The sequence below is a fragment of the Nocardiopsis metallicus genome (assembly GCF_014201115.1).
In the GTDB taxonomy this organism is placed as follows: Bacteria; Actinomycetota; Actinomycetes; order Streptosporangiales; family Streptosporangiaceae; genus Nocardiopsis; species Nocardiopsis metallicus.
The window spans coordinates 526130-551230 of sequence record NZ_JACHDO010000001.1 but is presented as its reverse complement, the minus strand read 5'-3'; the positions used below and the strand labels follow the sequence as shown (position 1 = coordinate 551230).

General features: G+C 70.3%; 21 protein-coding genes. 2 read left to right on the top strand and 19 right to left on the bottom strand.

What is annotated here, in order from left to right; translation table 11 throughout:
* Positions 1 to 7 precede the first annotated feature (7 nt).
* Positions 8 to 1441, bottom strand: a complete 1434-nt coding sequence (gene pyk / locus HNR07_RS02315; protein WP_184361298.1) for a pyruvate kinase — start codon at positions 1439 to 1441, stop codon at positions 8 to 10.
* A 156-nt stretch (positions 1442 to 1597) separates the two neighbouring features.
* On the opposite strand from pyk, the gene HNR07_RS02310 reads away from it, so the two are divergent.
* Positions 1598 to 2317: a maleylpyruvate isomerase N-terminal domain-containing protein gene (locus HNR07_RS02310; RefSeq protein ID WP_184371310.1), complete on the top strand. Its 720-nt coding sequence runs from the start codon at positions 1598 to 1600 to the stop codon at positions 2315 to 2317.
* A 28-nt stretch (positions 2318 to 2345) separates the two neighbouring features.
* Here HNR07_RS02310 and HNR07_RS02305 read toward each other — a convergent pair whose 3' ends face one another.
* The 4 genes from HNR07_RS02305 to gltB all read right to left on the bottom strand — a co-directional run bounded on the left by HNR07_RS02305 (position 2346) and on the right by gltB (position 9812).
* The gene (locus tag HNR07_RS02305; protein ID WP_184371307.1) at positions 2346 to 3239 is read right to left on the bottom strand and encodes a prenyltransferase; all 894 of its coding nucleotides are present in this window, start codon (positions 3237 to 3239) and stop codon (positions 2346 to 2348) included.
* A gap of 72 nt (positions 3240 to 3311) precedes the next feature.
* The gene (locus tag HNR07_RS02300) at positions 3312 to 3689 is read right to left on the bottom strand and encodes a DUF2784 domain-containing protein (protein WP_184361295.1); all 378 of its coding nucleotides are present in this window, start codon (positions 3687 to 3689) and stop codon (positions 3312 to 3314) included.
* An 84-nt stretch (positions 3690 to 3773) separates the two neighbouring features.
* Positions 3774 to 5228, bottom strand: coding sequence for a glutamate synthase subunit beta (locus tag HNR07_RS02295; protein ID WP_184361292.1), 1455 nt, complete (start codon positions 5226 to 5228; stop codon positions 3774 to 3776).
* A 27-nt stretch (positions 5229 to 5255) separates the two neighbouring features.
* Positions 5256 to 9812, bottom strand: coding sequence for a glutamate synthase large subunit (gene gltB / locus HNR07_RS02290; RefSeq protein ID WP_184361289.1), 4557 nt, complete (start codon positions 9810 to 9812; stop codon positions 5256 to 5258).
* A gap of 590 nt (positions 9813 to 10402) precedes the next feature.
* Between gltB and HNR07_RS02285 the strand changes: the two genes are divergently transcribed.
* Entirely contained in the window at positions 10403 to 12271 is a 1869-nt protein-coding gene (locus HNR07_RS02285; protein WP_184361286.1) for a bis-aminopropyl spermidine synthase family protein, read from the top strand.
* A gap of 146 nt (positions 12272 to 12417) precedes the next feature.
* On the opposite strand, the gene HNR07_RS02280 is transcribed toward HNR07_RS02285, so the two are convergent.
* The 14 genes from HNR07_RS02280 to HNR07_RS02215 all read right to left on the bottom strand — a co-directional run bounded on the left by HNR07_RS02280 (position 12418) and on the right by HNR07_RS02215 (position 25011).
* Positions 12418 to 13257 carry a hypothetical protein gene (locus HNR07_RS02280; protein ID WP_184371304.1) on the bottom strand — a complete coding sequence of 280 codons (840 nt, stop codon included), beginning with the start codon at positions 13255 to 13257 and terminating at the stop codon, positions 12418 to 12420.
* A 439-nt stretch (positions 13258 to 13696) separates the two neighbouring features.
* Entirely contained in the window at positions 13697 to 14881 is a 1185-nt protein-coding gene (locus tag HNR07_RS02275; protein WP_184361281.1) for a hypothetical protein, read from the bottom strand.
* A gap of 105 nt (positions 14882 to 14986) precedes the next feature.
* Positions 14987 to 16105, bottom strand: a complete 1119-nt coding sequence (lgt, locus tag HNR07_RS02270) for a prolipoprotein diacylglyceryl transferase (protein ID WP_184361278.1) — start codon at positions 16103 to 16105, stop codon at positions 14987 to 14989.
* Between the two features lie 55 nt (positions 16106 to 16160).
* A complete protein-coding gene (locus tag HNR07_RS02265) occupies positions 16161 to 17144 on the bottom strand; it encodes a DsbA family protein (RefSeq protein ID WP_184361275.1) in 984 nt (327 codons plus the stop codon).
* 77 nt (positions 17145 to 17221) lie between these two features.
* A complete protein-coding gene (locus tag HNR07_RS02260) occupies positions 17222 to 17731 on the bottom strand; it encodes a MauE/DoxX family redox-associated membrane protein (protein ID WP_184361273.1) in 510 nt (169 codons plus the stop codon).
* A 370-nt stretch (positions 17732 to 18101) separates the two neighbouring features.
* A complete protein-coding gene (trpA, locus tag HNR07_RS02255; RefSeq protein WP_184361270.1) occupies positions 18102 to 18914 on the bottom strand; it encodes a tryptophan synthase subunit alpha in 813 nt (270 codons plus the stop codon).
* On the bottom strand, positions 18914 to 20131 hold the full coding sequence (gene trpB / locus HNR07_RS02250; RefSeq protein ID WP_184361267.1) for a tryptophan synthase subunit beta: 1218 nt from the start codon (positions 20129 to 20131) through the stop codon (positions 18914 to 18916). Before trpB ends, trpA begins: the two co-directional genes overlap by 1 nt.
* A 262-nt stretch (positions 20132 to 20393) precedes the next feature.
* Positions 20394 to 21200 carry an indole-3-glycerol phosphate synthase TrpC gene (trpC, locus tag HNR07_RS02245; protein ID WP_017579839.1) on the bottom strand — a complete coding sequence of 269 codons (807 nt, stop codon included), beginning with the start codon at positions 21198 to 21200 and terminating at the stop codon, positions 20394 to 20396.
* 199 nt (positions 21201 to 21399) lie between these two features.
* Positions 21400 to 21981, bottom strand: a complete 582-nt coding sequence (locus HNR07_RS02240; RefSeq protein WP_184361264.1) for a DUF2752 domain-containing protein — start codon at positions 21979 to 21981, stop codon at positions 21400 to 21402.
* 78 nt (positions 21982 to 22059) lie between these two features.
* The gene (locus HNR07_RS02235) at positions 22060 to 22584 is read right to left on the bottom strand and encodes a CD225/dispanin family protein (RefSeq protein ID WP_184361261.1); all 525 of its coding nucleotides are present in this window, start codon (positions 22582 to 22584) and stop codon (positions 22060 to 22062) included.
* 151 nt (positions 22585 to 22735) lie between these two features.
* Positions 22736 to 23209, bottom strand: a complete 474-nt coding sequence (locus HNR07_RS02230; RefSeq protein WP_246420666.1) for a DUF2752 domain-containing protein — start codon at positions 23207 to 23209, stop codon at positions 22736 to 22738.
* Positions 23210 to 23365: 156 nt separating this feature from the next.
* Complete coding sequence (locus tag HNR07_RS02225; protein WP_184361256.1) at positions 23366 to 23788, bottom strand: CD225/dispanin family protein; 423 nt, start codon at positions 23786 to 23788, stop codon at positions 23366 to 23368.
* Between the two features lie 273 nt (positions 23789 to 24061).
* A complete protein-coding gene (locus tag HNR07_RS02220; RefSeq protein ID WP_184361253.1) occupies positions 24062 to 24343 on the bottom strand; it encodes an HGxxPAAW family protein in 282 nt (93 codons plus the stop codon).
* On the bottom strand, positions 24343 to 25011 hold the full coding sequence (locus tag HNR07_RS02215) for a Trp biosynthesis-associated membrane protein (RefSeq protein ID WP_184371298.1): 669 nt from the start codon (positions 25009 to 25011) through the stop codon (positions 24343 to 24345). Before HNR07_RS02215 ends, HNR07_RS02220 begins: the two co-directional genes overlap by 1 nt.
* Positions 25012 to 25101: the final 90 nt, after the last annotated feature.

Genomic DNA, 25101 nt, shown 5'->3' with positions numbered 1-25101 from the left:
GGCTGGTTCAGCTGTTGCCGAGGGCGACGGCGTCGCCGAGTCGGTGGACGCGCAGGGAGTTGGTGGAACCGGTGGTTCCGGGCGGGCTGCCGGCGACGATGACGACCTTGTCGCCCTTGTGGTAGTCGCCGAGCTGGAGCAGTTCGCTCTCGACCTGGCGGACCATGTCGTCGGTGTTGTCGACCCATGGGACCAGGTTGCTCTCGGTGCCCCAGGTCAGGGAGAGCGTGCCCCGGGTGTTGGCCTCGGTGGTGAAGGCCAGGAGCGGGATGGGTGAGCGGTAGCGGGCCAGGCGCCTGGCGGTCTCACCGGACATGGTGAAGGCGACCAGGGCCTTGGCGCCTACGGTGGCGCCGATCTCGGCCGCGGCGCGGGCGATGGCTCCGCCGGTGGTTTCGGGTACCCGGTTGAGGATGTGCGAGGCGCGCAGGGATTCCTGCTCGGCGGCGCTGACGATGCGTGCCATGGTCTCGACGGTCTCGATGGGGTACTTGCCGACGCTGGTCTCGCCGGAGAGCATGACGGCGTCGGCGCCGTCGAGGACGGCGTTGGCGACGTCGGAGGCCTCGGCGCGGGTGGGCCGGGGCGCGCTGATCATGGATTCGAGCATCTGCGTGGCGACGATGACCGGTTTGGCCTTGTCGCGGCAGCGTTCGACGGCGCGCTTTTGGACCATCGGGACGTTTTCCAGGGGCAGTTCGACGCCGAGGTCGCCGCGGGCGACCATGACGCCGTCGAAGACCTCGATGATGTCCTGGAGGCGCTCGACTGCCTGGGGCTTTTCGATCTTGGCGATGAGGGGGACGGTGACGCCCTCCTCGTCCATGATGCGGTGGCACTCTTCTGCGTCCGCGGGGCTGCGCACGAAGGAGAGGGCGACCATGTCGACGCCTTGGTGCAGGGCCCAGCGCAGGTCGTCCTCGTCCTTTTGGGTGAGGGCGGGGACGCTGACGGCGACTCCGGGGAGGTTGAGTCCCTTGTGGTTGGAGACGGTGCCGCCGAAGATGGTGCGGGTGTGGACGTCGGTGCTGGTGGTCTTGGTGCACTCCAGCACGACGCGGCCGTCGTCGATGAGGACGCGGTCGCCGGGGCGGACGTCGTTGGTGAGCCCCTTGTAGGTGGTGGAGACGCGTGTCTTGGTGCCCGGCACGTCTTCGATGGTGATGGTGAACTCGTCGCCGGCTTCGAGTTCGACGGGTCCGTCGGGGAAGGTTCCCACGCGGATCTTGGGTCCTTGGAGGTCGGCGAGGACCCCCACTGCTCGGTTGGCGCCCTCAGCGGCCTGCCTGAGGTTGGCCAGGCTGGCGCTGTGGTCGTCGTGGGTTCCGTGGCTGAGATTGAGTCGTGCGACGTCCAGGCCGGCGTCCACGAGTTGCCGGAGTGTTTCCAGGCTCGAGGTGGCGGGGCCAAGGGTCGCAACGATTTTTGCTCGACGTGTCACGAGTATCACTTTAGAGCGTCTGGGGGATGGAGTGGTCTAAACCAGGTTGCGAATGCACGTATGTGAGGTGGAGTCGGGGCGAACGTGGTGACCCTGGGTGTTGGATGTGGGGTGTGGCCTGTCGGTGGCGTTTCGTGTTCGTTGAAGGGGTTGCCGGTGTTTGATCGTTCTGTGGTTGTTTCTGCTCTTGAGTCGGAAATCGCGGGTTTGCAGAAGGTTCTGCTGCACTTGTCGGAGTCCGACGCGGTGCTGCCGACGCGGTGCGTGCCGTGGGATGTGGCGGCGCTTTCGGTGCACACGGTGGGTGCGTTGCACAGGGTGATCGTGAGCCTGGACGAGGTTCCGCCCGAATCGGGACCGGATCTGGTGTCGGCGGTTGGCTACTACGCGCCGGATGTGCGCTTCTCCCCCGCGGTGAACGAGGACCGGGTGGACAGCGCCATGGAGCAGGCGGCACGGCGCTCGGACGCTCAGGAGGCGGGCCGGGTCCTGCGGGACACCTGGCGGGCCCTGGAGCCGCGGCTGGAGGCCGAGCCGGTGGACCGGGTGGTGCTGACGCGGCACGGTGACCGGATGCTGCTGACGGACTTCCTGGTGACCCGGGTGGTGGAACTGGTGTTGCACGGGCTCGACCTCGCGGACGCGCTGGGACGGGAGCCGTGGACGGGCCCGGCTGCCCTGGACACGGTTCGCGAGGTGCTGTTCGAGGGGGTGGACCCGGTGGAGCTGGAACGGGTGCTGCCGGGGCGGGCGGCCACCGCCGGGGCACCACTGGCGTCACTCGCGGCGGTGCGCGCGGTGACGGGCCGGGCTGGCTCCGATGTGGACCGGACCGCTCTGGAGGCCGCGGGCGTGCGTTTTCTGGCCCTGGGCTGACCCCGAACCCACGGCGGTCTCCCGGGGTTCAGCTAGCGCGGCGCGGGCTCGGCAGGTCCGGCTGGACACGACTGTAGGTGCGCAGGATGCGCAGGCGCTGGATGGTGCGCATACCCTCGCGTTCGAGGGTGGCGGTGGTGTCCCAGTGGTCCCAGCAGGCTTCCCAGCCGCCGTCTGCGCGTTGCTGGTTCTCGAAGGCCTCGAGGTTGCGTTCGATCTCGGCGTCGCTGAAGAGCGGGCGGGCGATGTGGTCGGGGTGGCAGGCGAGGTCGAGCGGCGTGTGCACGTGTCCGGTGGTTCGCGGGTGGACGTCGAAGACGGCGCGGATCATGTGGGCGATGTGGTTCATCGCGCTGACGGCGCGGGCGCGGTCGGGGACGTACTGCAGGAAGGCGCAGATGCCGATGGCTTCGTGCGGGTCGGTCCAGTTGAGACCGTCGATGTGCTTCCAGCAGTAGGCGGTGGCACGATCGCGCCAGGGGTGGGTGATGTTGCTCTTGTGGAGCAGGCCGGTGATCATCGCGGTGATGTCGAGGCGGCTTCCGAAGTCGTCGGTCTTCTGGTACCAGGGAGCGGCTTCGGTGTAGCGGACGTTGGGCAGGACGGGTGGCAGGCCGCCGTCGTCGTTGCTGATCGAGGCGAGGTAGCGGCAGACGCCTTGGCCGATGTCCTCGGGGATCGGTCCGAGTTCGTCCAGGTACTGCAGGGCGATCTCGACGGCGGCGGGTTGGCTGGCGTGGCCGCGCAGGTCGGGGTCGAGGGCGTTGCCGTAGCCGCCGTCGAGGTTGCGGTGGGCGGCCAGGGCTGCGCGTACGGGCTGGTCCGGTCCGGCTTGGAAGTGGTAGGCGAAGCGGTGCCGGTCCACCAGCCGGGCGCTGCGCATGACGAAGTGGTCGGCCGCGAGGTAAGAGTCCCAGGTCACTACGGTCATATTTCGACGGTAGGTGTCGGTGGGCTGGGCGTGAATAGCGTGGCCGGGATCCATTCGCGATTTTTACGCGCGGTCCCCTGCCGTCTGGCGTTTTCGGTGTAGGTAGAGGGCTCCGGCCCAGGAGGCGGCCACGCTGAGGGCGACGAGGAGCTGGGCTGTGAGCAGGTGTTCGGTGGGGTAGATGACGCCGGTGAGGTAGTGCTCGATGAAGCCCTCGGGTGGGAGTCCGGCCTGTCCGGCCTGTTCGCGGCCCCAGTTCTCGAGGTGGGTGAGTGGGCAGTCCCAGCCGATGACGGTGATGCCGAGGCCGTAGAGGGCGCAGGCGAGGTGGGGCCAGATCATGGGGGGCCAGCGCCAGGTGAGGAAGCCACCGAGTGCGACGTAGACGAGGAAGGCCAGGTGGAGGACCATGGCGCCTTCGCCGATGATTCGGTAGACCATGCGTCGATCGTAGGACGCGTGCCGGGCGCGGGGTAGACCCCCGCGCCCGGCACGTTCGGTATTCGGTTGTGTCTGGCCGTGTGTCTACACGAGCGGGCGCTCGGTGGGCGGGATGGCCACGGGCAGGGTGGTGTCCTGGGTGAGGTAGCGGTCCACGCCGGCGGCGGCGGAGCGGCCCTCGGCGATGGCCCAGACGATGAGCGACTGGCCCCGGCCCATGTCGCCGGCGCAGAAGACGCCGTCGACGGTGGTCTTGTAGTCGTTGTCGCGGACCACGTTGCCGCGGCCGTCGAGTTCGACGCCGAGCTGGTCGAGCATGCCCTCCTTCTCCGGGCCGACGAAGCCCATGGCGAGGGTGACCAGGTCGGCGGGGATCTCGCGTTCGGTTCCCTCGACCGGTTCGAAGCCGTTCGGGCCGCGCTTGACCTCGACGAGCTTGAGGGCGCGGACGTTGCCGTCCTCGTCGCCCAGGAACTCCAGGGTGTTGACGGAGTAGATCCGCTTTCCGCCCTCCTCGTGGGCGCTGGTGACCTTGTACAGCATCGGCATGGTGGGCCAGGGCTGGTGGTCGGGGCGCTTGGCGGGGGGCTTGGGCATGATCTCGAGCTGGGTGACCGAGGCAGCGCCCTGGCGGTGGGCGGTGCCGACGCAGTCGGCGCCGGTGTCGCCGCCGCCGATGACGACGACGTGCTTGCCCTCGGCGTGGATGGGGGCGCGGTCCAGGTCGCCCTCCTGCACCTGGTTGGCCAGGGGCAGGTACTCCATAGCCTGGTGGATGCCCTTGAGTTCACGGCCGGTGGCGGGCAGGTCGCGCCACTTGGTGGCGCCGCCGGTGAGGACGACGGCGTCGTTGTCGGCCTTGAGCTGGTCGACGGTGAGGTCGACGCCGATGTTGACGCCGGTGCGGAAGGTGGTGCCTTCGGCGCTCATCTGGGCGAGGCGGCGGTCGATGTGCCGCTTCTCCATCTTGAACTCGGGGATGCCGTAGCGGAGCAGGCCGCCGATGCGTTCGGCGCGCTCGTAGACGGTGACGTCGTGTCCGGCGCGGGTGAGCTGCTGTGCGGCGGCCAGGCCGGCGGGACCGGAGCCGACGACGGCGACCTTCTTGCCGGTGCGGTGGGTGGGCGGCAGGGGCTTGACCCAGCCTTCCTCCCACGCGCGGTCGATGATGGAGACCTCGACGTTCTTGATGGTGACGGCGGGCTGGTTGATGCCGAGCACGCAGGCCGATTCGCAGGGCGCCGGGCAGAGGCGGCCGGTGAATTCGGGGAAGTTGTTGGTGGCGTGCAGCCGTTCGATCGCCTCGGCCCAGTCGTGGGTGTAGACGAGGTTGTTCCACTCGGGGATGAGGTTGCCGAGGGGGCATCCGTTGTGGCAGAAGGGGATGCCGCAGTCCATGCAGCGTGAGGCCTGCTTGGTGACGGTTCCCCGGTCGAAGTCCTCGTGGACCTCGCGCCAGTCCTGGATGCGGACGTCGACGGGGCGGTGCTTGGGGAGCTCGCGCTCGGTGATCTTCAGGAAACCCTTGGGGTCAGCCATGGTTCTTCCTCCTTTCGTGTGCTGACTTCAGGACTGCGCGGAGGCCATGACGGCCTCGTTGACGTCGCGTCCCTCGCGTTCGGCTTCGGCCTGGGCGAGCAGGACGCGCTTGAAGTCGCGCGGCATGACCTTGGCGATGCGGTCGAGGCCCTTGTCACTCTGGGCCAGGAGGCGCTCGGCGACGGTGGAGCCGGTCAGGGCGTGGTGGCGGTTGAGCGCGTCGGTGAGGAATTCGCGGTCCTCGCCGGTGAGCTCCTCGATGTCGACCATCTCGCCGTTGACTCGTTCGGTGTCCAGGTCCAGGACGTAGGCGATGCCTCCGGACATGCCGGCGGCGAAGTTGCGCCCGGTGCGGCCGAGGATGACGGCGCGCCCGCCGGTCATGTACTCGCAGCCGTGGTCGCCGACGCCTTCGACGACGGCGAGGGCGCCGGAGTTGCGGACGCAGAAGCGTTCGCCGACGATGCCGCGGAGGAAGATCTCTCCGGAGGTGGCGCCGTAGCCGATGACGTTTCCGGCGATGATGTGGTCCTCGGCGACCAGGGTGGAGCTTTCGGCGGGGCGGACGATGACGCGGCCGCCGGAGAGGCCCTTGCCGACGTAGTCGTTGGCGTCGCCGGACAGGCGCAGGGTGATGCCCTTGGGCACGAAGGCGCCGAAGGACTGTCCCGCGGATCCGGTGAAGGACACGTCGATGGTGTCGTCGGGCAGGCCGGTGGCGCCGTAGCGCTTGGTGACCTCGTGGCCGAGCATGGTGCCGACGGTGCGGTTGACGTTGCGGACCGGGAGTTCGAGCTTGACCGGCTGGCCGAAGTCGAGTGCGCCCTCGCTGAGCTGGATGAGGGTGTTGTCCAGGGCCTTTTCGAGGCCGTGGTCCTGACTGCGGCGGTGGGCGCGGTGGTCGCCGGCGATGGGCTCGACCTCGTGCAGGATCGGCGACAGGTCCAGGCCCTGGGCCTTCCAGTGGTCGACGGCGTCGCTGGTGTCGAGCAGGTCGACGGAACCGATGGCCTCGTCGAGGCTGCGGAAGCCGAGCTGGGCGAGGTATTCGCGGACTTCCTGGGCGATGAACTCGAAGAAGTTGACGACGTACTCGGCCTTGCCGGAGAACCGCTCCCGCAGGGCGGGGTTCTGGGTGGCCACGCCCACGGGGCAGGTGTCGAGGTGGCAGACCCGCATCATGACGCATCCGGAGACGACGAGGGGTGCGGTGGCGAAACCGAACTCCTCGGCGCCAAGCAGCGCGGCGACGAGGACGTCGCGGCCGGTCTTCATCTGGCCGTCGGCTTGGACGACGATGCGGTCGCGCAGTCCGTTGAGCAGGAGGGTCTGCTGGGTTTCGGCGAGGCCGAGCTCCCAGGGGGTGCCCGCGTGCTTGAGCGAGTTGAGCGGCGAGGCGCCGGTGCCCCCGTCGTGGCCGGAGATGAGGACGACGTCGGCGTGCGCCTTGGACACACCGGTGGCGACGGTGCCCACGCCCGCTTCGGAGACCAGCTTGACGTGGACCCGTGCGGCGGGGTTCGCGTTCTTGAGGTCGTGGATGAGCTGGGCGAGGTCCTCGATGGAGTAGATGTCGTGGTGGGGCGGCGGCGAGATGAGGCCGACGCCGGGAGTGGAGTGGCGGGTCTGCGCCACCCACGGGTAGACCTTGTGGCCGGGCAGCTGGCCGCCCTCGCCGGGCTTGGCGCCCTGGGCCATCTTGATCTGGATGTCGTCGGCGTTGCTGAGGTAGTGCGAGGTGACGCCGAAGCGGCCGGAGGCCACCTGCTTGATGGCGCTGCGGCGCAGGTCGCCGTTGGCGTCGGGGGTGAAGCGTGCGGGGTCCTCGCCGCCCTCGCCGGTGTTGGACTTGCCGCCCAGGCGGTTCATCGCGATGGCGAGGGTCTCGTGTGCCTCGGCGGAGATGGAGCCGTAGGACATGGCGCCGGTGGAGAAGCGCTTGACGATCTCCGAGACGGGTTCGACCTCGTCGATGGGGACGGGCTCGCGCACGCCCTCCTTGAGGCGGAAGAGCCCGCGCAGGGTCATGAGCTTCTCGGCCTGGTCGTCGACCTTGCTCGTGTACTCCTTGAAGATCTCGTACTTGCGGCTCCGGGTGGAGTGCTGGAGCTTGAAGACCGTCTCGGGGTTGAACAGGTGCGGTTCGCCCTCGCGGCGCCACTGGTACTCGCCGCCGACCTCGAGGCGCCGGTGGGCGGTGGGGTTGGCGGTGTGGGCGCGGCGGTGGCGGATGGCGACCTCTTCGGCGAGGACGTCGAAGCCGACGCCGCCCAGGCGGGAGGTGGTGCCGGTGAAGCAGCGGTCGATGACGTCCTGGCCCAAGCCCAGGGCCTCGAAGATCTGGGCGCCGGTGTAGGAGCTGACGGTGGACACGCCGATCTTGGACATGATCTTCAGGACGCTCTTGCCGAACGCCTTGACGACGTTGGCGACGGCCTGGTCGGCTTCGATGCCGCCGATGACACCGCGCTCGACGAGGTCGCGGACGGTCTCCAGGGCCAGGTACGGGTTGACCGCGGAGGCGCCGTAGCCGACGAGGAGGGCGACGTGGTGGGCTTCGCGCACGTCGCCGGCCTCGACGAGCAGGCCGACTTCGGTGCGGGTCTTCTCGCGGACCAGGTGGTGGTGGACCGACCCGGTGAGCAGCAGTGACGGGACGGGGGCTCGGCCGGAGTCGGCGGCGCGGTCGCTGAGGACGAGGATGTGGGCGCCGTCGGCGATGGCCGCGGAGACCTCGGCGTTGATCTCGTCCAGGCGGTCGGACAGGGCGTCGCCGCCGCCGTCGACGGGGTAGGTGCCGTCGACGGCGAAGGTCTTCAGGGCGGGGTTGGTCCGTCCGGCGGAGACGATCGCGGCGAGCTGGGCCTGGTCGACGACCGGGGTGGGCAGCACGAGCCGCTGGGTGTCGCCGGGAGCCGCGTCCAGGATGTTGTGCTCGGCGCCCAGGAGCGTGGAGAGGCTGGTGACCATCTCCTCGCGGATGGCGTCCAGCGGCGGGTTGGTGACCTGCGCGAAGTTCTGCGAGAAGTAGTCGAAGAGCTGGCGCGAGCGGTCGGACAGGGCGGCCACCGGGGTGTCGGTGCCCATGGAGCCGATCGGCTCGGCGCCGGTGCGGGCCATCGGGGTGAGGAGGATCCGGAGCTCCTCCTCGGTGTAGCCGAAGACCTGCTGGGCGAGGTTGAGTTCGGTGACCGGGGTCGGCTCGGCCTGGGGGAGGTCGTTCAGGCGCAGGACGCCGGAGTCGATCCACTCCTGGTAGGGGTGCTCGGCGGCGAGTTCCGCCTTGATCTCCTCGTCCTCGATGATCCGCCCCTGGGCGGTGTCGACGACGAAGATGCGGCCGGGCTGCAGGCGGCCCTTGCGCACGACGGTGGCGGGGTCGATGTCCAGGACGCCGGCTTCGGAGGCCAGGACGACGAGGCCGTCGTCGGTGACCCAGTAGCGGCCGGGACGCAGGCCGTTGCGGTCCAGGACGGAGCCGACGAGGGTGCCGTCGGTGAAGGACACCGAGGCGGGGCCGTCCCAGGGCTCCATGAGCGTGGAGTGGTACTCGTAGAAGGCCCGCACGGCCGGGTCCATCTCGGTGTGGTTCTCCCAGGGCTCCGGGATCATCATCAGGACCGCGTGCGGCAGGGAGCGGCCGCCGAGGTGGAGGAGCTCCAGGGCGTCGTCGAAGGACGCGGTGTCGGAGTCGTCGGGGTCGACGATGGGGAAGATGCGGTTCAGGTCGCCTGGGATGAGGTCGCTGGCGAGCTTGGCCTCGCGTGAGCGCATCATGTTCCGGTTGCCCTTGACCGTGTTGATCTCGCCGTTGTGCGCCACGAAGCGGAACGGGTGGGCGAGCGGCCAGGACGGGAAGGTGTTGGTGGAGAACCGGGAGTGGACCAGGGCCAGACCGGAGGCGTAGCGGCGGTCGGACAGGTCCGGGAAGAACGGCTCCAGCTGCGGGGTGGTGAGCATGCCCTTGTAGGCGATGGTGCGCGGGGACAGGCTCGGGAAGTAGACGTCGGTCTCGTGCTCGGCGCGCTTGCGGACGCAGTAGGCGTGGCGCTCGAGGTCGATTCCGGCGAGGCCCTCGGTGGGGGTGCCCTCGGTTCCGGCGATGAAGATCTGCCCGAAGTAGGGCATGACCTCGCGGGCGGCGGGGCCGCTGTACTGGGGTTCGAAGGGCACCTCGCGCCAGCCGAGGAGGGTCAGGCCCTCGTCGTTGACGATGGTGTTGATCTTCTCCACGGCGGCGGCGCGCTCGGCGGCGTCGGAGGGGAGGAAGCCGATGCCGGTGGCGTAGGCGCCGGCTTCGGGGAGGGGGAAGTCGCAGACCTCGGTGTAGAGCTCGTGCGGAACCTGGGTGAGGATGCCCGCGCCGTCGCCGTCGTCGGGGTCGGCGCCGGAGGCGCCGCGGTGGTCCAGGTTGCGCAGTACGGTGAGCGCCTTCTGCACGATGTCGTGACTGCGACGTCCAGTGAGGTCGGCCACGAAGCCCACACCGCAGGCGTCGTGCTCGAAGGTGGGGTCGTACAGGCCCTGGGGTGTGGCGGTCGCGTTCGTTCGGACGGACGAACGCCGCACGTTTCCAGCAGGCATCTACCCTCCTGTCGTCTTAGATCGGCTTCGTGAAAAGCGCATCCGGGACGACATTGGCCCTGCTGCGTACGTGATGCTGTTGTGTCCGCCCGGTGGGGCGGGGACCCGGCTGTGCGGGTGCCCGGCCGGTTCACCGTCTCGCGTACACGTCCTCGTGTCGCCGGTGCTGGTCGGGCTGCCCGCTGCGGGCAGGTTCTCTTATACACGCTGGTCCAGCCACGATGCGAATCGTAGGTCTAGACCAGGTGGCGCCGCGGTGCGCCGTCGGTCAGTGCGTGCCCGATCCGTGGAAGGTGACACGTGTCCCTCCCGGATTCGCATCCGGTGAGGGCTGGCCTAGCCGGTTTTTCCACGAGGGAACCCCGCTAAACCTCCCAAAGTGGGTAAAACGCCGACCGGGGGCCGATTCTTCACCCGAGGCACACGAACACAGCGCGCCGCAAGCCCACATTACCTCGGCGTTAACGCCGCGCCCAAGGGGGGAGGAAGCGACCAGGGAAGTGATATCTCCCTCATCCTGCATGAACCACCCCGGGCCGAGTCACCGCCGAGCCACCGGTGGAGCCCGCGTGACATGGGAGGATCGGCAGATGGCAGGACACCCGATTTCCCCCGGCCCGGACGAGACCGGCGCCAGCACCACTGACAAGACCACCCGCGTACCGGGGATCCCGGTTCTGGAAACACCCGCGGCCCCGCGGCCCGACCAGCACCCGCCCCTCCCCGAGGCGGCACAGAACTTCCTGCGCGAGCACGGCACCGACGCCCCCCGACCCAGGATGATCCTGGCGCTGCTCTCCGACGGCCGCTGGTGGAGCGCCAACGACCTCGTGCGCGCCAGCGGTGTCGCCTACGCCGTGGTCTCCTCCCTGCTCAAGTCCCTGGAGGAAGCCGGGGAGCTGGTGCGCGAGCCCGAGCGGGACCGGTGCCGGCTGCGGCGGCCCGCCCACTACAACGGCGCGAACGCCCCGATCCTGGCCGACCCGGTGGCCCACCTGCTCTCGGAGCACCCGCGGGCCGCCGCCGAACTGGTGCGCGCGGTCCATGAGGGCCCCTCCTCCGACCTCGACCTGGACCATGTGTCGGCGACCGCCGAGACCGCCCTGCGACGGGCACTGTTCCTGGCCACCCGGTTCGACCTGAGTCAGCGCACGCTGCTGTGCGTGGGCGACCACGACCTGACCTCCCTGGCGCTGACCCTGGTGCAGCCGGGGGCGCGGGTGTCGGTGGTGGACCTGGACGAGCGGGTGCTGGCGCACATCGACGCGGTGGCCGAGCGGCTGGGGCTGCCGGTGCGCACCTACAGCGCGGACCTGCGGCTGGGGCTGCCCGCGACGCTGCGGGAGAGCGCCGACCTGGTCTTCACCGACCCGCCCTACACCCCCGACGGGGTGGAGCTGTTCGTGCGGCGCGGGGTGGAGGGGCTGTCCGACCCCAAGCGGGGCCGGGTGCTGGTGGCCTACGGGGCCAGTGAGACCACCCCGAAGCTGGCCGCCGCCACCCAGGCGCGCATGGTGCGTTCGGGACTGCTCATGGAGGCGGTGTGGCCGGACTTCAACCGGTACCTGGGTGCGGAGTCGATCGGTGCAGCCAGCGACCTGTACGTGCTGCGGCCGCTCTCGCGCACCCGGCTCTTCGCGGGCGGGGACGCCTCCCGGGTGTACAGCCAGGGGTCCAACGCCAAGGAGGCCAAGGGCGGACTGACCCTGGAACGGGCCACCGCGGTGCTGGAGCGGGTGTCCGAGCTGCTCGGGGGTGAGGGTGCCGAGGCCGCGCAGAGCACGCAGGACCCGGCGAAGTCGGACGGCGCCGAGAAGGCCGGGAGGAGCGACCGGGACGACCTCGCCGCGGGCGCGGCCGTGCCCGCCCTGGTCGGTGACTGGCCCCGGGAGGTCACCAAGGACGTCCGGGTGCGCCTGTCCACCTGGATGGACTCCCCCACCGCCGTCGGGACGTGCTCGGTGGTCAACCTGACCGGCGGGTGGGAGCGGTTGGCTCCCCGGGTGGCGCTGGCCGCGACCACGGACGAGACCTTCGTGCTGGTGCCCTCCTCCTCGCGGTGGGTGCGCGACGAGGCGGGCCAGCGCGAGTTCCGCTCCCTGGTCGAGCCCGGATCGCGGGTGCGGTTCCTGCGGGGGCTGGGCGCTCCGGACCTCACGGCGATCCGGTTGCGGCGCAACCCCGAGCCGGGCGGGAGCACCGGGCGGCTGCTGGCCCACGTGCAGGGGCGCGCACACGGGACGCTGACCACCACGATGCGAACCGGGCTGGTGGAGGTGGCGGCCTGGCGGGGGCGGCCGACCAACAAGCGCACGGCCCGGCACGCGGTGGCCTCGGCTCCGGGCTGGCTGAACGGGCACAGCCTGCTGGACCTGCCCGAGCACCGGTTCTCGGAACTGCGGGTGCTGGCCTCGGAGCTGGTGGCGCGGGTGGAGGAGCTCCAACGGGCCAAGGGCTGAGCGGGAACACGCGGGCAGGCCCGAGCATGCGGGCAGCGCCAGCAGGCGGTCAGCGGTGACATGACGGGGGCGGGGCCCGGTGGAAGGTGACTTCCACCGGGCCCCGCCCCCGTGTGCTTCGGTTGTGCGCCGGTCGCCGCCCGCGGCTACTCGCCGGGGTCGACCGGCTGCTCGACCTGCTCCTCGATCGGGATCTCCTCCTCCAGGGGCGGGTCCTCGACCAGTTCCTCCTCGGTGCCGTCCCCGGCGCCTTCCTCGGTACCGGTCCCCTCACCGCCGCCGACCTCGCCGATGCGCCGGAAGAAGGGGTTGCGGAAGTTGGCCAGGGTGACCAGCGGCGCCACCAGGCTGACGCGCTCCTCCACCGATTCGGAGTCGGCGGGCTGGACCCAGACCACCACGAGGTAGTGACCGGTGATGATCGCGTCGGCGGCGCTGTAGCCGGCGCCGAGGCGGTCGAAGGGGTCGTTGCCCGAGGGCGGCAGGACGAACCCGGGGTCGACCGGCTCCTCGTCCTCCTCGGTCTCGGGCAGTTCCATGGCCTGGGCCACGGCGCGGCTGCCCTCGATGTCAGCCAGGTTGAACACCGTGACCACACCGAAGATGTCGTCATCGGAGACGTAGGTGGCGCGGCCCGCCTGGGTGCAGTCCGCATCGGTCAGGGCCTGCTGGAGCCCGTCGCCCCAGACCGCGGCCGAGCAGTCCTCGGTCAGGTCCGAGTCGCGCAGGGTGAAGTCCAGGCTCTGGCCCGAGATCTCGGAGTTGTGCCGCTCGAACAGCTCGCCCTCGTTGAGCGGGCGGGTGTCGTCCTCGCGCGAGGACAGCACCACGTTCATGTTGCTGTCCCGTGAGTCCTGGATCCGGTACAGGGCCGGGCGGGTCTCCTGGGCGGTCTGCTGTTCGTCGTCGCCGGTCAGGTCGAAGAAGAGCACCGTGCCCAACGCGACGAGCGCCACGACCAGCGCGCCGACCAGCAGGGTCAGCATGCGGCCGAAGCGGCGGGGTTCCTTCTTGCGTCGGCCGCCGCCCTTGCGGCGACCGCCCGCACGGTCCGCACTGTTGTCCGCCCGGCCCGGGGCGGACTGGTCTGCCGCGGCCGGAAGCTCGGCGGGCTCGCTGTTTTTCCTCCGGCGGCCCGGCCTGCCAGGCGTCGGCGGTTCAGAAGGGGACACCCAAAGGACCTTTCCGTGGATGCGGGCCGGTCACGCGAGGTGACCGGCCCGGTTGCGCTCGGGATGTGGAAGGGGACCACTCCCCCTCGTCACGACCCTCGGCCGTGTTCCTCGGCGTCCGTGGAACCGGCGTCCGCGGAACACGTCCTAGCGGGAGTGGGTCGATCTGTCCGAGATCCTATCGGGGCGTCCGACAGGGCCGAACAGTTCTGTCGCCACCACCACCGCGGGGCTCCCCCGCCACCGCCCGCGCCTACTCCCCCTCTTCCGCGGGCCGGTTCGCCACGACCTCGTCGTAGACGAAGCTGAAGGCGCTCTGGGAGACCACGCTCGCGGTGGCGATACCGGGGTCGTCCCCGGGCGGAGAGCCGTCGGTGGCCGCGACCCAGTACACGGCCAGGTAGTGGCCCATGACCTGGGTGCTGGCCTGGCTGTAGCCGTCCCGGAGCCCCTCGACGCCCTCGGCCTCGCGGGTCAGCAGGAACCCCGTGCCGGTCTCGGCGTTGGTCGGGTCCAGTGCGGCGGCCACGTCGGTGGCGCCTTCGCTGTCGGAGAGGTCGAACAGGGTCACCTGGGCGATGTAGTCCCCGTCGCCGTCGGTGTAGACACCGGAGGCCGCGTTGAGGCAGTTGGCGTCCAACAGGCTCTGGCCGAGCTGCTCTCCCCAGACCAGGGAGGTGCAGGAGTCGGTGACCTCGGAGTCGCGCAGCTGAAGGTCCATCCCGGCCATGTCGAGCTCCTCGACCGAGCCGAAGACCGACTCCTGGGTCATGGGCTCGGCGTCTTCGGCCCGGTGTTCGATGGGGCCGAAGACCTCGGGGTTGTCCGGCTCGAACAGGTAGGAATCAGGCGTGATGGTGCTGTGCCCGTCGGGTGGGGCGACGATGCTGTCCTCACCGCGGTCGGTGTTGCCGCCGGCCCCGGTGAGGAGCTGGTAGCTCAGCACGCCGAGGAGGGCGACCAGCGCGATGCTGAAGGCGCCGAGCAGCACGCCGAGCACGGCGGTGCCGCGCTTGCGCTTGCTCTGTTCGGCCAGGGTGTAGACGATCTGGTTGGGTCGCTCCCCCAGGACCGACACCTTCTTGATCGCGGAGGCCGAGAAGGCGGAGACGCGTCCCACGCCCTTCTTGTCCCTGCCCCTGTCCTTGCGCCGGCTCTGGCGGCCTCCGGAACGACCGGACTCCTCGGCCCGGCCCTCCTCCGCGTAGTCGTCCTCGTATCCGGCGTCGGGATCGTCGTCATAGCCGTCGTGCTCGGTACCGGACCTGGACGAGGTGTGGCCGTACTCGGCGGAGAAGTCCTCCTCCGGGTCGTACTGCTCCTCGTATCCGTCCTCGGTGCCGTAGTCCTCGACGTACTCCTCGGTGCGGGCGCTGTCGGCGCGGCGTGATCCGCCGCGCCGACGTCTGCGGCCGGGACCGGACTCGGCTCTGCTCACGGTCTTTCTCAATCGTCAACCCGTGGTCTGCTCGACTGGTGCGGGAAACGCCGTACGGCGCGGTCGGCCACGGGCCTGTGCGCCGGGCTTCGGTGTTCTCCCGCTCTATTCGGGCTTCGACCCGGAGTTTTTCCCGTCGCCGTCCGCGCCGGAGTCGTCCTCCGTCGAGCCCTCGCTACTAGATCGCTCAGGGCTCGGGTGGTATTCCGTTCCGGCTCCCTCGGAAGAGCCCGTGTCCTGGTCGAACACCGAATCATCGGTGTCCACGGCGCTGTAGACGGTGCCTTCGTCAGCTTTCTCACTGTCGGCTGTGTCCCCGAACACCTGGGTTCCGGCGTCGTGACCGTGCGGGACGACGGCGGTGGAGAAGGAGTCGAGGCGGCGGCCGGCCCAGACGAAGTAGGCGAGGGCGCCCAGGAAGACGACGATGGAGGTCCAGTTGTTCAGGCGCATGCCGAAGAAGTCGTTGGCCGGGTCCACGCGCAGGTACTCGATCCAGAACCGGCCGACGCAGTAGCCCATGACGTAGACGGCGAAGAGGCGTCCGCCCTGGAGGGAGTCCTCGAAGCGGCGTCCGAGGTAGGCGAGGAGGACGGCCAGGGCCAGGCACCACAGGGATTCGTAGAGGAAGGTGGGGTGGTAGGTGGTGACGCCGACCTCCATGCCGGCGCGCATGTGGCCTTCGGGGGTGGGGTAGATCTCCAGGGCCCAGGGCAGGTCGGTGGGGCGGCCGAAGAGTTCCTGGTTGAAGTAGTTGCCCCAGCGGCCGATGGCCTGGGCGAGGGGGATCGTGGGGGCGATCGCGAAGGCGAGCTTGGACATCGACAGTCCGCGCTTGCGGGCGACCAGCCAGACGCCGACGGCGCCGAGGGGGACGGCGCCCCAGATGCCGAGGCCGCCCTCCCATACGTAGAGGGCGCGGATGGCTTCGCGGTCCGGGCCGAAGTACAGGTGCGCGTCACTGATGACGTGGTAGAGGCGGCCGCCGATCAGACCGAGGATCACGGCCCACACGGCCATGTCCATGATGGTGCCGGGTTCGCCCCCCATCGCCTTCCAACGGCGTTCGCTCCAGAAGACCGCGACGATGACCCCGGCGAGGATGCACAGGGCGTAGAAGTGGATCTGGAACGGACCGATGGGGATCGAGTTGATCTCCGGGCTGGGAATGGCCGCGAGGGCGCGGCCGAACTCGGCCGCGCCCTCGGAAGCTGTCGACGACAATGTCACTGCTCTGCTCTCGGGTTCGCCCCGCGTGCGGGGGGTCTGTTCAGGGGTTCTACTCCGTGTCGCCCCCGTCGTCCTCGCCCATGGGCCCGGTGTCGACTTCGCCGTCTCCGGCGGAGGCGATCGCCTCTTTCAGGCCCCGGGCTGTCATGGCGGTGTTGTTGTCGAGCAACTCGCCGTTGATGTAGACGGAGGGGGTGCCGCGGAACTCGTTCTCTCCGCTGTAGCGAGTGTAGGCCGTCCCGGTGGCGTCGATGATCTCGCCCGTGTAGGTGCCCTCCAGGAAGGAGGGGTCGTGGCCGTTGTCCGCTCCCCAGCTGATGAGGTCGGTCAGGACCATGGGGCCGATGTTCTCCTCACCGATCTGTTCGGTGGCGTCGACGGTGAGATCGGGCAGGAAGTCCTCGGTGAACTCGGTGACGACGGCGACTTCGGCGTCGATGCGTTCGTCGAACTCCGCGGCCTGCTCCTCGGTGGCGTCGGTCTCGCGGAACCACTCCTTGAGGTTGCTGACCGTGTAGCCCTCGTTCTCGGCGTTGGGCTGGTTCTCGAAGAGGAGGTCGTTGTACTCGACGAAGACGCCGTGGTCGGCGGCGGCCCGGCCCGCGGCTGCGGCGCGGAGTGAGTTGGAGCTGGTGGGCACGGGCTGCTGGGCGAAGATGCTGACCGTGCGGTAGTGCACGATGGCGTTTCCCTCGGCGGCCTGTTGTTTGAGGACGTCACCGTTGAGGAGTTCGAACTGGCGGCAGGCCGGGCACTGGTAGTCGGCGTAGACCTCGACCACCGGGGCGGAGGCGCCTTCCTCACCCATCACGACGCTGCCGTCGTCCTGGAGGGTCTGGGCGGCCAGCGGCCCCTCGTAGCCGTTGGAACGGTCGGCGTTGAGGATGGCGAAGCCGATACCGACGATGAGCACGACGACCGCCACGGCGGCGCCGACGACGATCAGGGTCCGGTTGCGTTGGGCGGCCCGCTTCTCCTTCTCCCGCTGTTCCCTGAGTTTCTCGCGGGAGCGCTTGCGCGCTTCACTCCCCATGGTCTTCCTCTGTTTCTGGTTCTACTTGGGGTGGTCGACCGTCGTCTCGGGTGATCCGGTGGGCACGTGTTCCGGGGTCACCGGAAGAGCCCGAGGACGCGGTCGAGGGCGAAGGGGGAACGGGGCCAGATCGCGATGAACGCGCCCATCGCGAAGAAGGCGATGTCGCGTGCGATGGAGATCCCGTAGGTGGTCTCGCCCGGATCGACCTGCCCGCCACCGCCGAAGCAGCCGCAGTCGATGTTCAGGCCGCGGGCCATCGCGGAGAGGATTCCGGCGATGAAGACGACCATGAGCAGGGCGCTGACGGCGCCGGCGTAGCGGGTGGCCAGGCCGATCAGCAGCAGCAGGGCGAGGGCGAGTTCGAAGAGGGGGAGGGTGTAGCCGATGAGCTGGGCGACCTCGGTGGGGAAGAGGTCGTAGGCCTCGACCGCCTGCACGGACAGGGCGGGCGGGAACTTGGTGACGGCGGCGGTGATGAGGACGGCGGCGAGGCCGATCCGGCAGGCGAGGGTGAGCCAGGGCTGGACGGTCTCCCAGCGGGTGGGCTGCTGGGTGGTGGGGGCGTCGTCGGTGGTGTCCGTCATCTTTCAGGCCTTCGGGAGAGGGGTCGGTCGCACGTGAACCATGGCTTTGGGTGCGCTCTTGGTCGCTCTGTGTATCGAAGTCAAGCCTACTGTGTGTAGTGGCCCCGCGACACGGGGAGGTGGGCTCCGGTGCGGGGCGAGAGGTTCCCGGACGGCGGGGACACTGCCATCACACCACCGAATCGCTTGCCGGGTGGTTGTTTCGTGCGGTTTCGGGGGTCGCTCTCACCCGATTCTCACGCTCTTAACCTTGTGCTTGACCAGGCAGGGCCGCACCTGTCCGGGAAACAGAAAGGGCGGTGGGCCGCCCCGGGAAGGGGCGGCCCACCGCCGGTGTCGAAGGTCCCCGAAGCGGGACCGGGGGGCACTGCTACCGGGACCGGACGCCCCCGGCGAGGTCCTCGGCGAAGGAGCGGACCGCGATGAGTCCGGTCTCCAGGTCCGGGGCGTCCAGGACGCGCTGGCAGAACCCGGCGCCCACGATGACGCCGTCGGCGTAGGCGGCGACCTCGGCGGCCTGGGCGGCCGTGGAGATGCCCAGGCCCACGCAGATCGGCAGGCCGGAGTCCACGGTGACCTCGCGGGTGCGGCGCACCAGGGTTTCGGCGGTGTCGGCGACCTGGGTGCGGGTGCCGGTGACGCCCATCAGCGAGGCCGCGTACACGAACCCGCTGGAGGCTCGGGTGGTGAGTTCCAGGCGCCGGTCCGTGGAGGAGGGCGCGACCAGGAAGATGCGGTCCAGCCCGGCGGCGTCGGAGGCGGCGAACCACTCGTCGGCCTCCTCGGGGATGAGGTCGGGGGTGATGACCCCGGCCCCGCCCGCCTTGGCCAGTTCGGTGGCGAAGCGGTCCACGCCGTAGCGCTCGATCGGGTTCCAGTAGGACATGACCAGGGCCGCGGCCCCGGTGGCGGCGGTGGCCTCCACCACCCGGAAGACGTCGTCGGTGGTGGTGCCCGAGGCCAGCGCCTGGTCGGCGGCGCGCTGGATGGTGGGGCCGTCCATCATCGGGTCGGAGTAGGGCAGGCCGACCTCGATGACGTCGCAGCCGCCCTCGACCATGGCCTGGATGACCCGGATCGAGGAGTCGACGTCGGGGAACCCGGCGGGCAGGTAGCCGACGAGTGCGGCGCGGTCGGCCTCGCGGGCCCGGGCGAGCTTGGTCTGGAGTGTGGTCGCGGCCATTACGCCTGTCCCTCCGAGTCGACGAGGCCGAAGTAGGCGGCCGCTGTGTTGACGTCCTTGTCGCCGCGCCCGGAGAGGTTCACCAGGATGACGGCGTCGGGTCCCAGGCGCCGGCCGAGCTTGAGCGCTCCGGCCAGCGCGTGGGCGCTCTCGATCGCGGGGATGATGCCCTCGGTGCGGCAGAGCAGCTGGAAGGCCTCCATGGCCTCGCTGTCGGTGACGGGCTCGTAGGTCGCCCGGCCGGTGTCGGCCAGGTGGGCGTGCTCGGGACCCACCGCCGGGTAGTCGAGTCCGGCGGAGATGGAGTGGCTGGGCAGGGTCTGGCCGTACTCGTCCTGGAGGACGAAGGTGCGGGCCCCGTGGAAGACGCCGTGGCTGCCCGCGGTGATGGAGGCGGCGGTCTGCTCGGTGTCGGCGCCCGCTCCCCCGGCCTCGAAGCCGTACAGGGCCACGCTCTCGTCGGGGATGAAGGCGGCGAAGATCGCGATGGCGTTGGAGCCGCCGCCGACGCAGGCGGCGACCGCGTCGGGCAGCTTCCCGGTGAGTTCGACGACCTGTTCGCGGGCCTCGGCGCCCACGGTGAAGTGCAGGTCGCGCACGAGCTTGGGGAAGGGGTGCGGTCCGGCCGCGGTCCCGAAGAGGTAGTGGGTGTGGTCGACGTTGGCCACCCAGTCACGGAAGGTCTCGTTGATCGCGTCCTTGAGGGTGCGGCTGCCGATGGTGACCGGGACGACCTCGGCGCCGAGCATGCGCATGCGGGCGACGTTGAGCGCCTGGCGCTGGGTGTCCTCCTCGCCCATGTAGATGCGGCAGTCCAGGCTCATCAGGGCGCAGGCGGTGGCGGTGGCCACGCCGTGCTGGCCGGCACCGGTCTCGGCGATGACGCGGGTCTTGCCCATGCGCTTGGCGAGCAGCGCCTGGCCCAACACGTTGTTGATCTTGTGCGAGCCGGTGTGGTTGAGGTCCTCGCGCTTGAGCAGGATGCGGGCGCCACCGGCGTGCTCGGCGAAGTTGCGGGCCTCGGTGAGCAGGCTCGGGCGGCCCGCGTAGCTCTTGAGGAGCTCGTCGAACTCGGTGTGGAAGGCCGGGTCGTCCTTGGCCTTGGCCCATTCGGCCTCGACCTCGTCGAGGGCGGCGATGAGGGCCTCGGGGGCGAACCGGCCGCCGAAGCGGCCGTAGTGCCCGCGGTCGTCGGGCACCGGTTGGGCGTGGCTCATGGGAAGTTCTCCTGGGAAAGAGGAGGCCGACCGCGGAAGGTCCCCCCGAGGCCTCGCGCCGCGGGGGGCCGCGCGCCGACCAAGGCTGTGCGCCGCCTGGCTCCGGCGGCGCGTGTTGGTTCGGGTCAACGCGGCGACGGGAACCCGCGGGCTGTGCCTACGGGCTCCCTAGAGCCATCGCCATCGGCGCCGGAGCGGGTGCGCGGTGGCTGTCCGCGCCCGCTCCGTGTGCGTCTTCGTCGTTCCCATCGTGCTTTTCCCGTCAGTTCCGGTCGCGCAGTGCGGGGTGGGCGCCTGCGGTCACCAGGTCGGCGACGGCCTCGCGCGGGTTGCGTCCGCGGACGAGGCTCTCGCCCACCAGGACGGCTCCGGCTCCGGCTCCGGCGTAGGCCAGCAGGTCGTGCGGGCCGCGGATGCCGGATTCGGCGATCCTGACGCGGTCGGCCGGGATGAGGGGGGCGAGCCGGGCGAAGGTGTCCCGGTCGACCTCCAGGGTCTTGAGGTTGCGCGCGTTGACGCCGATGACGGTCGCTCCGGCGTCCAGGGCGCGGGCGACCTCCTCCTCGTCGTGGACCTCGACCAGCGGGGTCAGGTCCAGCGACCGGGCGCGCTCGACCAGGGAGACCAGGGCCTCCTGGGTGAGGGCGGCGACGATGAGCAGGATCGCGGAGGCGCCGAAGACGCGGGCTTCCCACAGCTGGTAGGAGCTCACGACGAAGTCCTTGCGCAGCAGCGGGGTCTCCACCGCGGCGTGGACGGCGCGCAGGTCGTCCAGGCTGCCGTTGAACCGGCGCTGCTCGGTGAGCACGCTGATCAGGGTGGCGCCGCCGGCCTCGTAGTCGCGGGCCAGGGCCGCGGGATCGCTGATGGAGGCCAGCGGGCCCTTGGAGGGGCTGGCCCGCTTGACCTCGGCGATGACGTGGACGCCGGGGCGGCGCAGGGCGGCTTCGGCGTCCTTGGGGACGGGCACCGACTCGGCTTGCGCCTTGAGGCGGTCCAGGGGGAGTTCCGCCTGTCGCTGCGCCAGGTCAGCGCGTACTCCGTCGAGGATCTCGTCGAGCACGCTCACCAGTTCTAGCTCCCTCGTCCATGGGTTCGGTTCACGGTGGTCGGTCCGGGTCCGGGTACGGACGCGGCGGTCCGGGCGCGGACGCGGCGGGCTGGGCGGACTCGGGCGCTCAGCTGTCACACCGTGTGCTGGTCATCGTATCCACCCTCGGGGGCCGGGGGGCCGCCGCCCCCATGTCACCACGCCGGGCGGATGCGGATCACCAGGTGGGCAGAAGCGGGGTTCCGGGTGCCAGGAAGGAGAACCAGGGCAGGTTGCGGGCGATCCAGAAGACGACGAAGGACACCAGGATCGTCCAGACGGTCCAGGTGGAGCCGGGTTCGGGCGGCCGTGCGCGCGGGCGCAGGGCGCGGATCAGCCAGCGGAGGTAGGTGTGGGCGAGGAAGGGCAGCAGGAGGACGAGCAGCGGGTTCATGCCGAGCGCGCCGGGGACGTCCAGGTGGGTCAGGAGCGCGACGGCGCGCATGGTTCCGCAGCCGGGGCAGAAGGTTCCGGTGAGCAGCAGCCAGGGGCAGGTGGGGTAGTTTCCGGGCTCGTTGGGGTCAACGAAGTGGAGCAGGGCGGCCCCGGCCAGGGCGACGGCGGCCAGGCTGAGCGGCCAGGTGGCGGGGTGGGCGCGCTCGACGACTCGGTCGATCCGGGCTTCGAGTCGGCTCCGGGGGATCGGGGCGGGCCCGTCCTGAATCGTGCGCGGCCGCCGATGCGGGCTTGGGGACCGCTCGGGCTGTGATCCCGGAGCTGGCCCCGGCTGGGGGTTCGAGGGGTGATCATCCTGCTGCACGCCGTCAGCCTACTTCCGGGCCCCGCCCCGCGTCCGGGGGCGGGGCCGACGGCCGAGCAAAGGTTCGGTGCCGGGGTCCTACACGAAGGCCGCGAACAGGAGCCCGAAGATGATCACGAGCACGTAGAGGGCGACGAGCACGAAGCCGACCATGCTGATGATGCCGAGGACCTTGGCGGTGCTGGCGGCGGACTCGGCGCCCGCGTAGTCGCCGAGCTGCCACTTGCTGTTGACCTGGAGCGAGAAGATCAGGCCGATGATCCCCAGCACGCTGAGGCAGCCGAGGATGCCCAGGATGTTGATCACCATGTAGTTCTTGGGCGGCTCGCCCATGGGCGGCTGCACACCATAGACACCAGGCGGGCCGTACGGCGCGGGGGCCGGCGGCTGGCCGTAGGAACCGGGCATCTGGGCCTGGAGCTCCGGGGGCGGCGGGCCATAGCCCTGGGCGGGCGGACCGTAGCCACCGGTGGGATGGCCGTGTTCCGGGGCGGGCGGGCCGTAACCTCCGGTGGGCTGACCGTAGCCGCCACTGGGCTGGCCGTAGCCCTCGCCGGGCGGCGGGCCTGCGGGGTCGCCGGGGGGCGGAGGGCCGTAACTCATGAGCGTCTGTCTTTCCGGGAGGGAGCGAAGGGGTCGATGCTGGTCGGTCGGCGGCGGTGCCTGCCCGCTCGCCGACGGTGACCGAGGCTTTGAGGTGAACGTACCCTCGGTGGGGGACCCGCGTCCATCGGGTCGCCTTGCGGCGGTCTGGTCACCAGCCGGGGAAGAGCGGGGTGCCCGGGGCCAGGAAGGAGAACCAGGGCAGGTTGCGCACGAGCCAGTATGCGGTGATGACGATGGTCATGGTCCAGAGGAACCACCCGGGTGTGAGTTTGGGTCTGCGCTTGGGCGGCCTGACCGAACGGGCGAGCCAGAGGGCGTAGGTCACCGCGATGTAGGGCACCAGCAGCACCAGGAGGGGGTTCATGCTGATCGCGCCGAGGACGTCACCGTGAGTGGTGAGCGCGATCGCGCGCATGCTGCCGCAGCCGGGGCAGAAGGTTCCGGTGAGCAGCAGCCAGGGGCAGGTGGGGTAGTTGCCCGGCTCGTTGGGATCAACGAAGTGCAGGAGCGTGGCGCCCGCCAGCCCCAGGACGCCGAGCCCCACCGGCCACACGGCGGGATGCAGTGACCGCAGCAGCCGGTCCAGGCGCTCGGTGCCCTTTCGCGGGGGCGTGGCCGTCATGTGGGGGTCGGTCGTCGTCGGACGCGACTGAGCGGCCGAACCGTCGTTGGGATGCACGGAAACAGCATAGGTGCCGCAAGCAAGGAGAACCCCCGCGTACCGACGGGGTACGCGGGGGTGGAAGAGAGCGTGGCCGATCTCTCGGGTGCTGCCTCTTTAGTAACCGCCGCCGCTGACCGAGAGTACCCCGGCGCAGGCGTAGAAGAAGATGTTCAGCACGATCGCGATGGAACCGAGAATGAACGCGATCTTCGTCCACTTCTTGGCCTGGGCCTGGGCCTCGAGGGCACCAGCCTGGTCACCGCGGTTCCACAGGTCGTTCACCTTGGCGGCGTTGATGATCGCGGGGATCGCGAACGGCCAGCAGCAGAAGACGGAGACGATGGCCCAGGTGAGGCCGTTGTCGGGCGGGGTTCCGCCGGGCTGGCCGCCGTAACCGGGCTGACCGCCGGGGGGCGGACCGTAGCCGCCGGGGCCGCCGGGACCGCCGGGGGGAGGACCGTACCCACCCGTGGGCGGACCGTAACCGCCCCCGTGGGGCGGACCGGGGTTACCAGGGGGCGGGGGACCATAGCTCATGGGTGGAGAGTCTTTCCAGAAGAGGACAAGGGGTTTGAGGCGGCGTGGCGGCTGGGCACACGCCAACCCAACATGGGGCAGGGTTGGGTCACCGGAATCGCGGCCCGCAAGCGCGGCAGATGACGCCGAATCGGCGAAAAAAGCGCTGACCTGCTTCTCAAGGCCTAACGGACCGATGGGGTGAATGTACCCGGACCATGGGACCTTCGTCCATTCCCCGTGGCCCGTACGAGTTTTGGACCACGGGGAAGAGCGAGCGTGCGACTCAGTGTGCTATTTGGCGGTGGGGGCCTTGCGGTCCGCTTCCCACTCCTCGCGGGTGGGCGGGATCGGGCGGGGCTCCTTACGGCCCAGGCCGACCTTCTTCATCACACCGGCGACCGCGGCGAGGGCGACGCTGGCGACCAGGGCGATGACGGTCCAGACCACCAGGTCACCACCGAAGATGATGGCGACGGCGGCCACGGTCCAGGCGACAATCCAGGAGAGGGTCAGGAACCAGGCGGAAACGGTGTTGCCGTGGTCGTCGTGTTCTTCGTGGTGCTCGTCGGCCATCAGTGGCTCTCCTTGGGTTGGGCTGGCCCCTCGGCCAGCGGTGCGGGTTCGGTGTCGTCACCGGTTTCGGAACGGGCCGCCGGTGCGGTGGCGGCGGGCGTGCCGTCGTCCGGGGCGCCAAGTGTGGGATCCTCACCGGCGTCCAGCGATTTCCACAGGTCGGCAGGGGTCTGCGCCTGGCGCGGACGCGGTGCGGCGTCCCGATCGTACCGGTTTCCCATGCCGGGCCAGGCAGGGGCACGCACTACCGCGATCAGGCCGGTCAGGATCAGCAGGACGGCACCGGCCGCCCCCATGGCGGGGCCCGGGGCGTGGAGTTCGGGTGCGCCTGCGCCCTGGGCGGCGCCGGCGGTGTCGGTGGCCAGTGCCAGGACCGCGTCGGCGAGGACCCCGGGGCGGGTCGCCGACCACAGCGAGGTGAGCGCGAACACACCGCACACCGCGATCAGCAGGCCGACCACGCGGCGCATCCAGGAGCGGGCCGCGTACAGTCCCGCGATCCCGGCGAGTCCGGCCCAGCCGAGGCCGCTGAGGGCCCCGGTCAGGTCGGTTCCGGTGATGTCCACGGGCACGGCGGCCACCGGCCCGGGCGAGCTGAGCTCGCCGGTGGCCCAGATTCGGCCGGAAGCGGCCAACATGAGCGCGGCGCCCGCGGCCAGGGCGAGCATGCTCACCCCGTACTCGCGGCGGACCCGGGAGGCGGCGGCCTTCTCCGCGGCCTTCTCGACGGTCTCCACGGCGGGCTCGGGGGCGGCCGC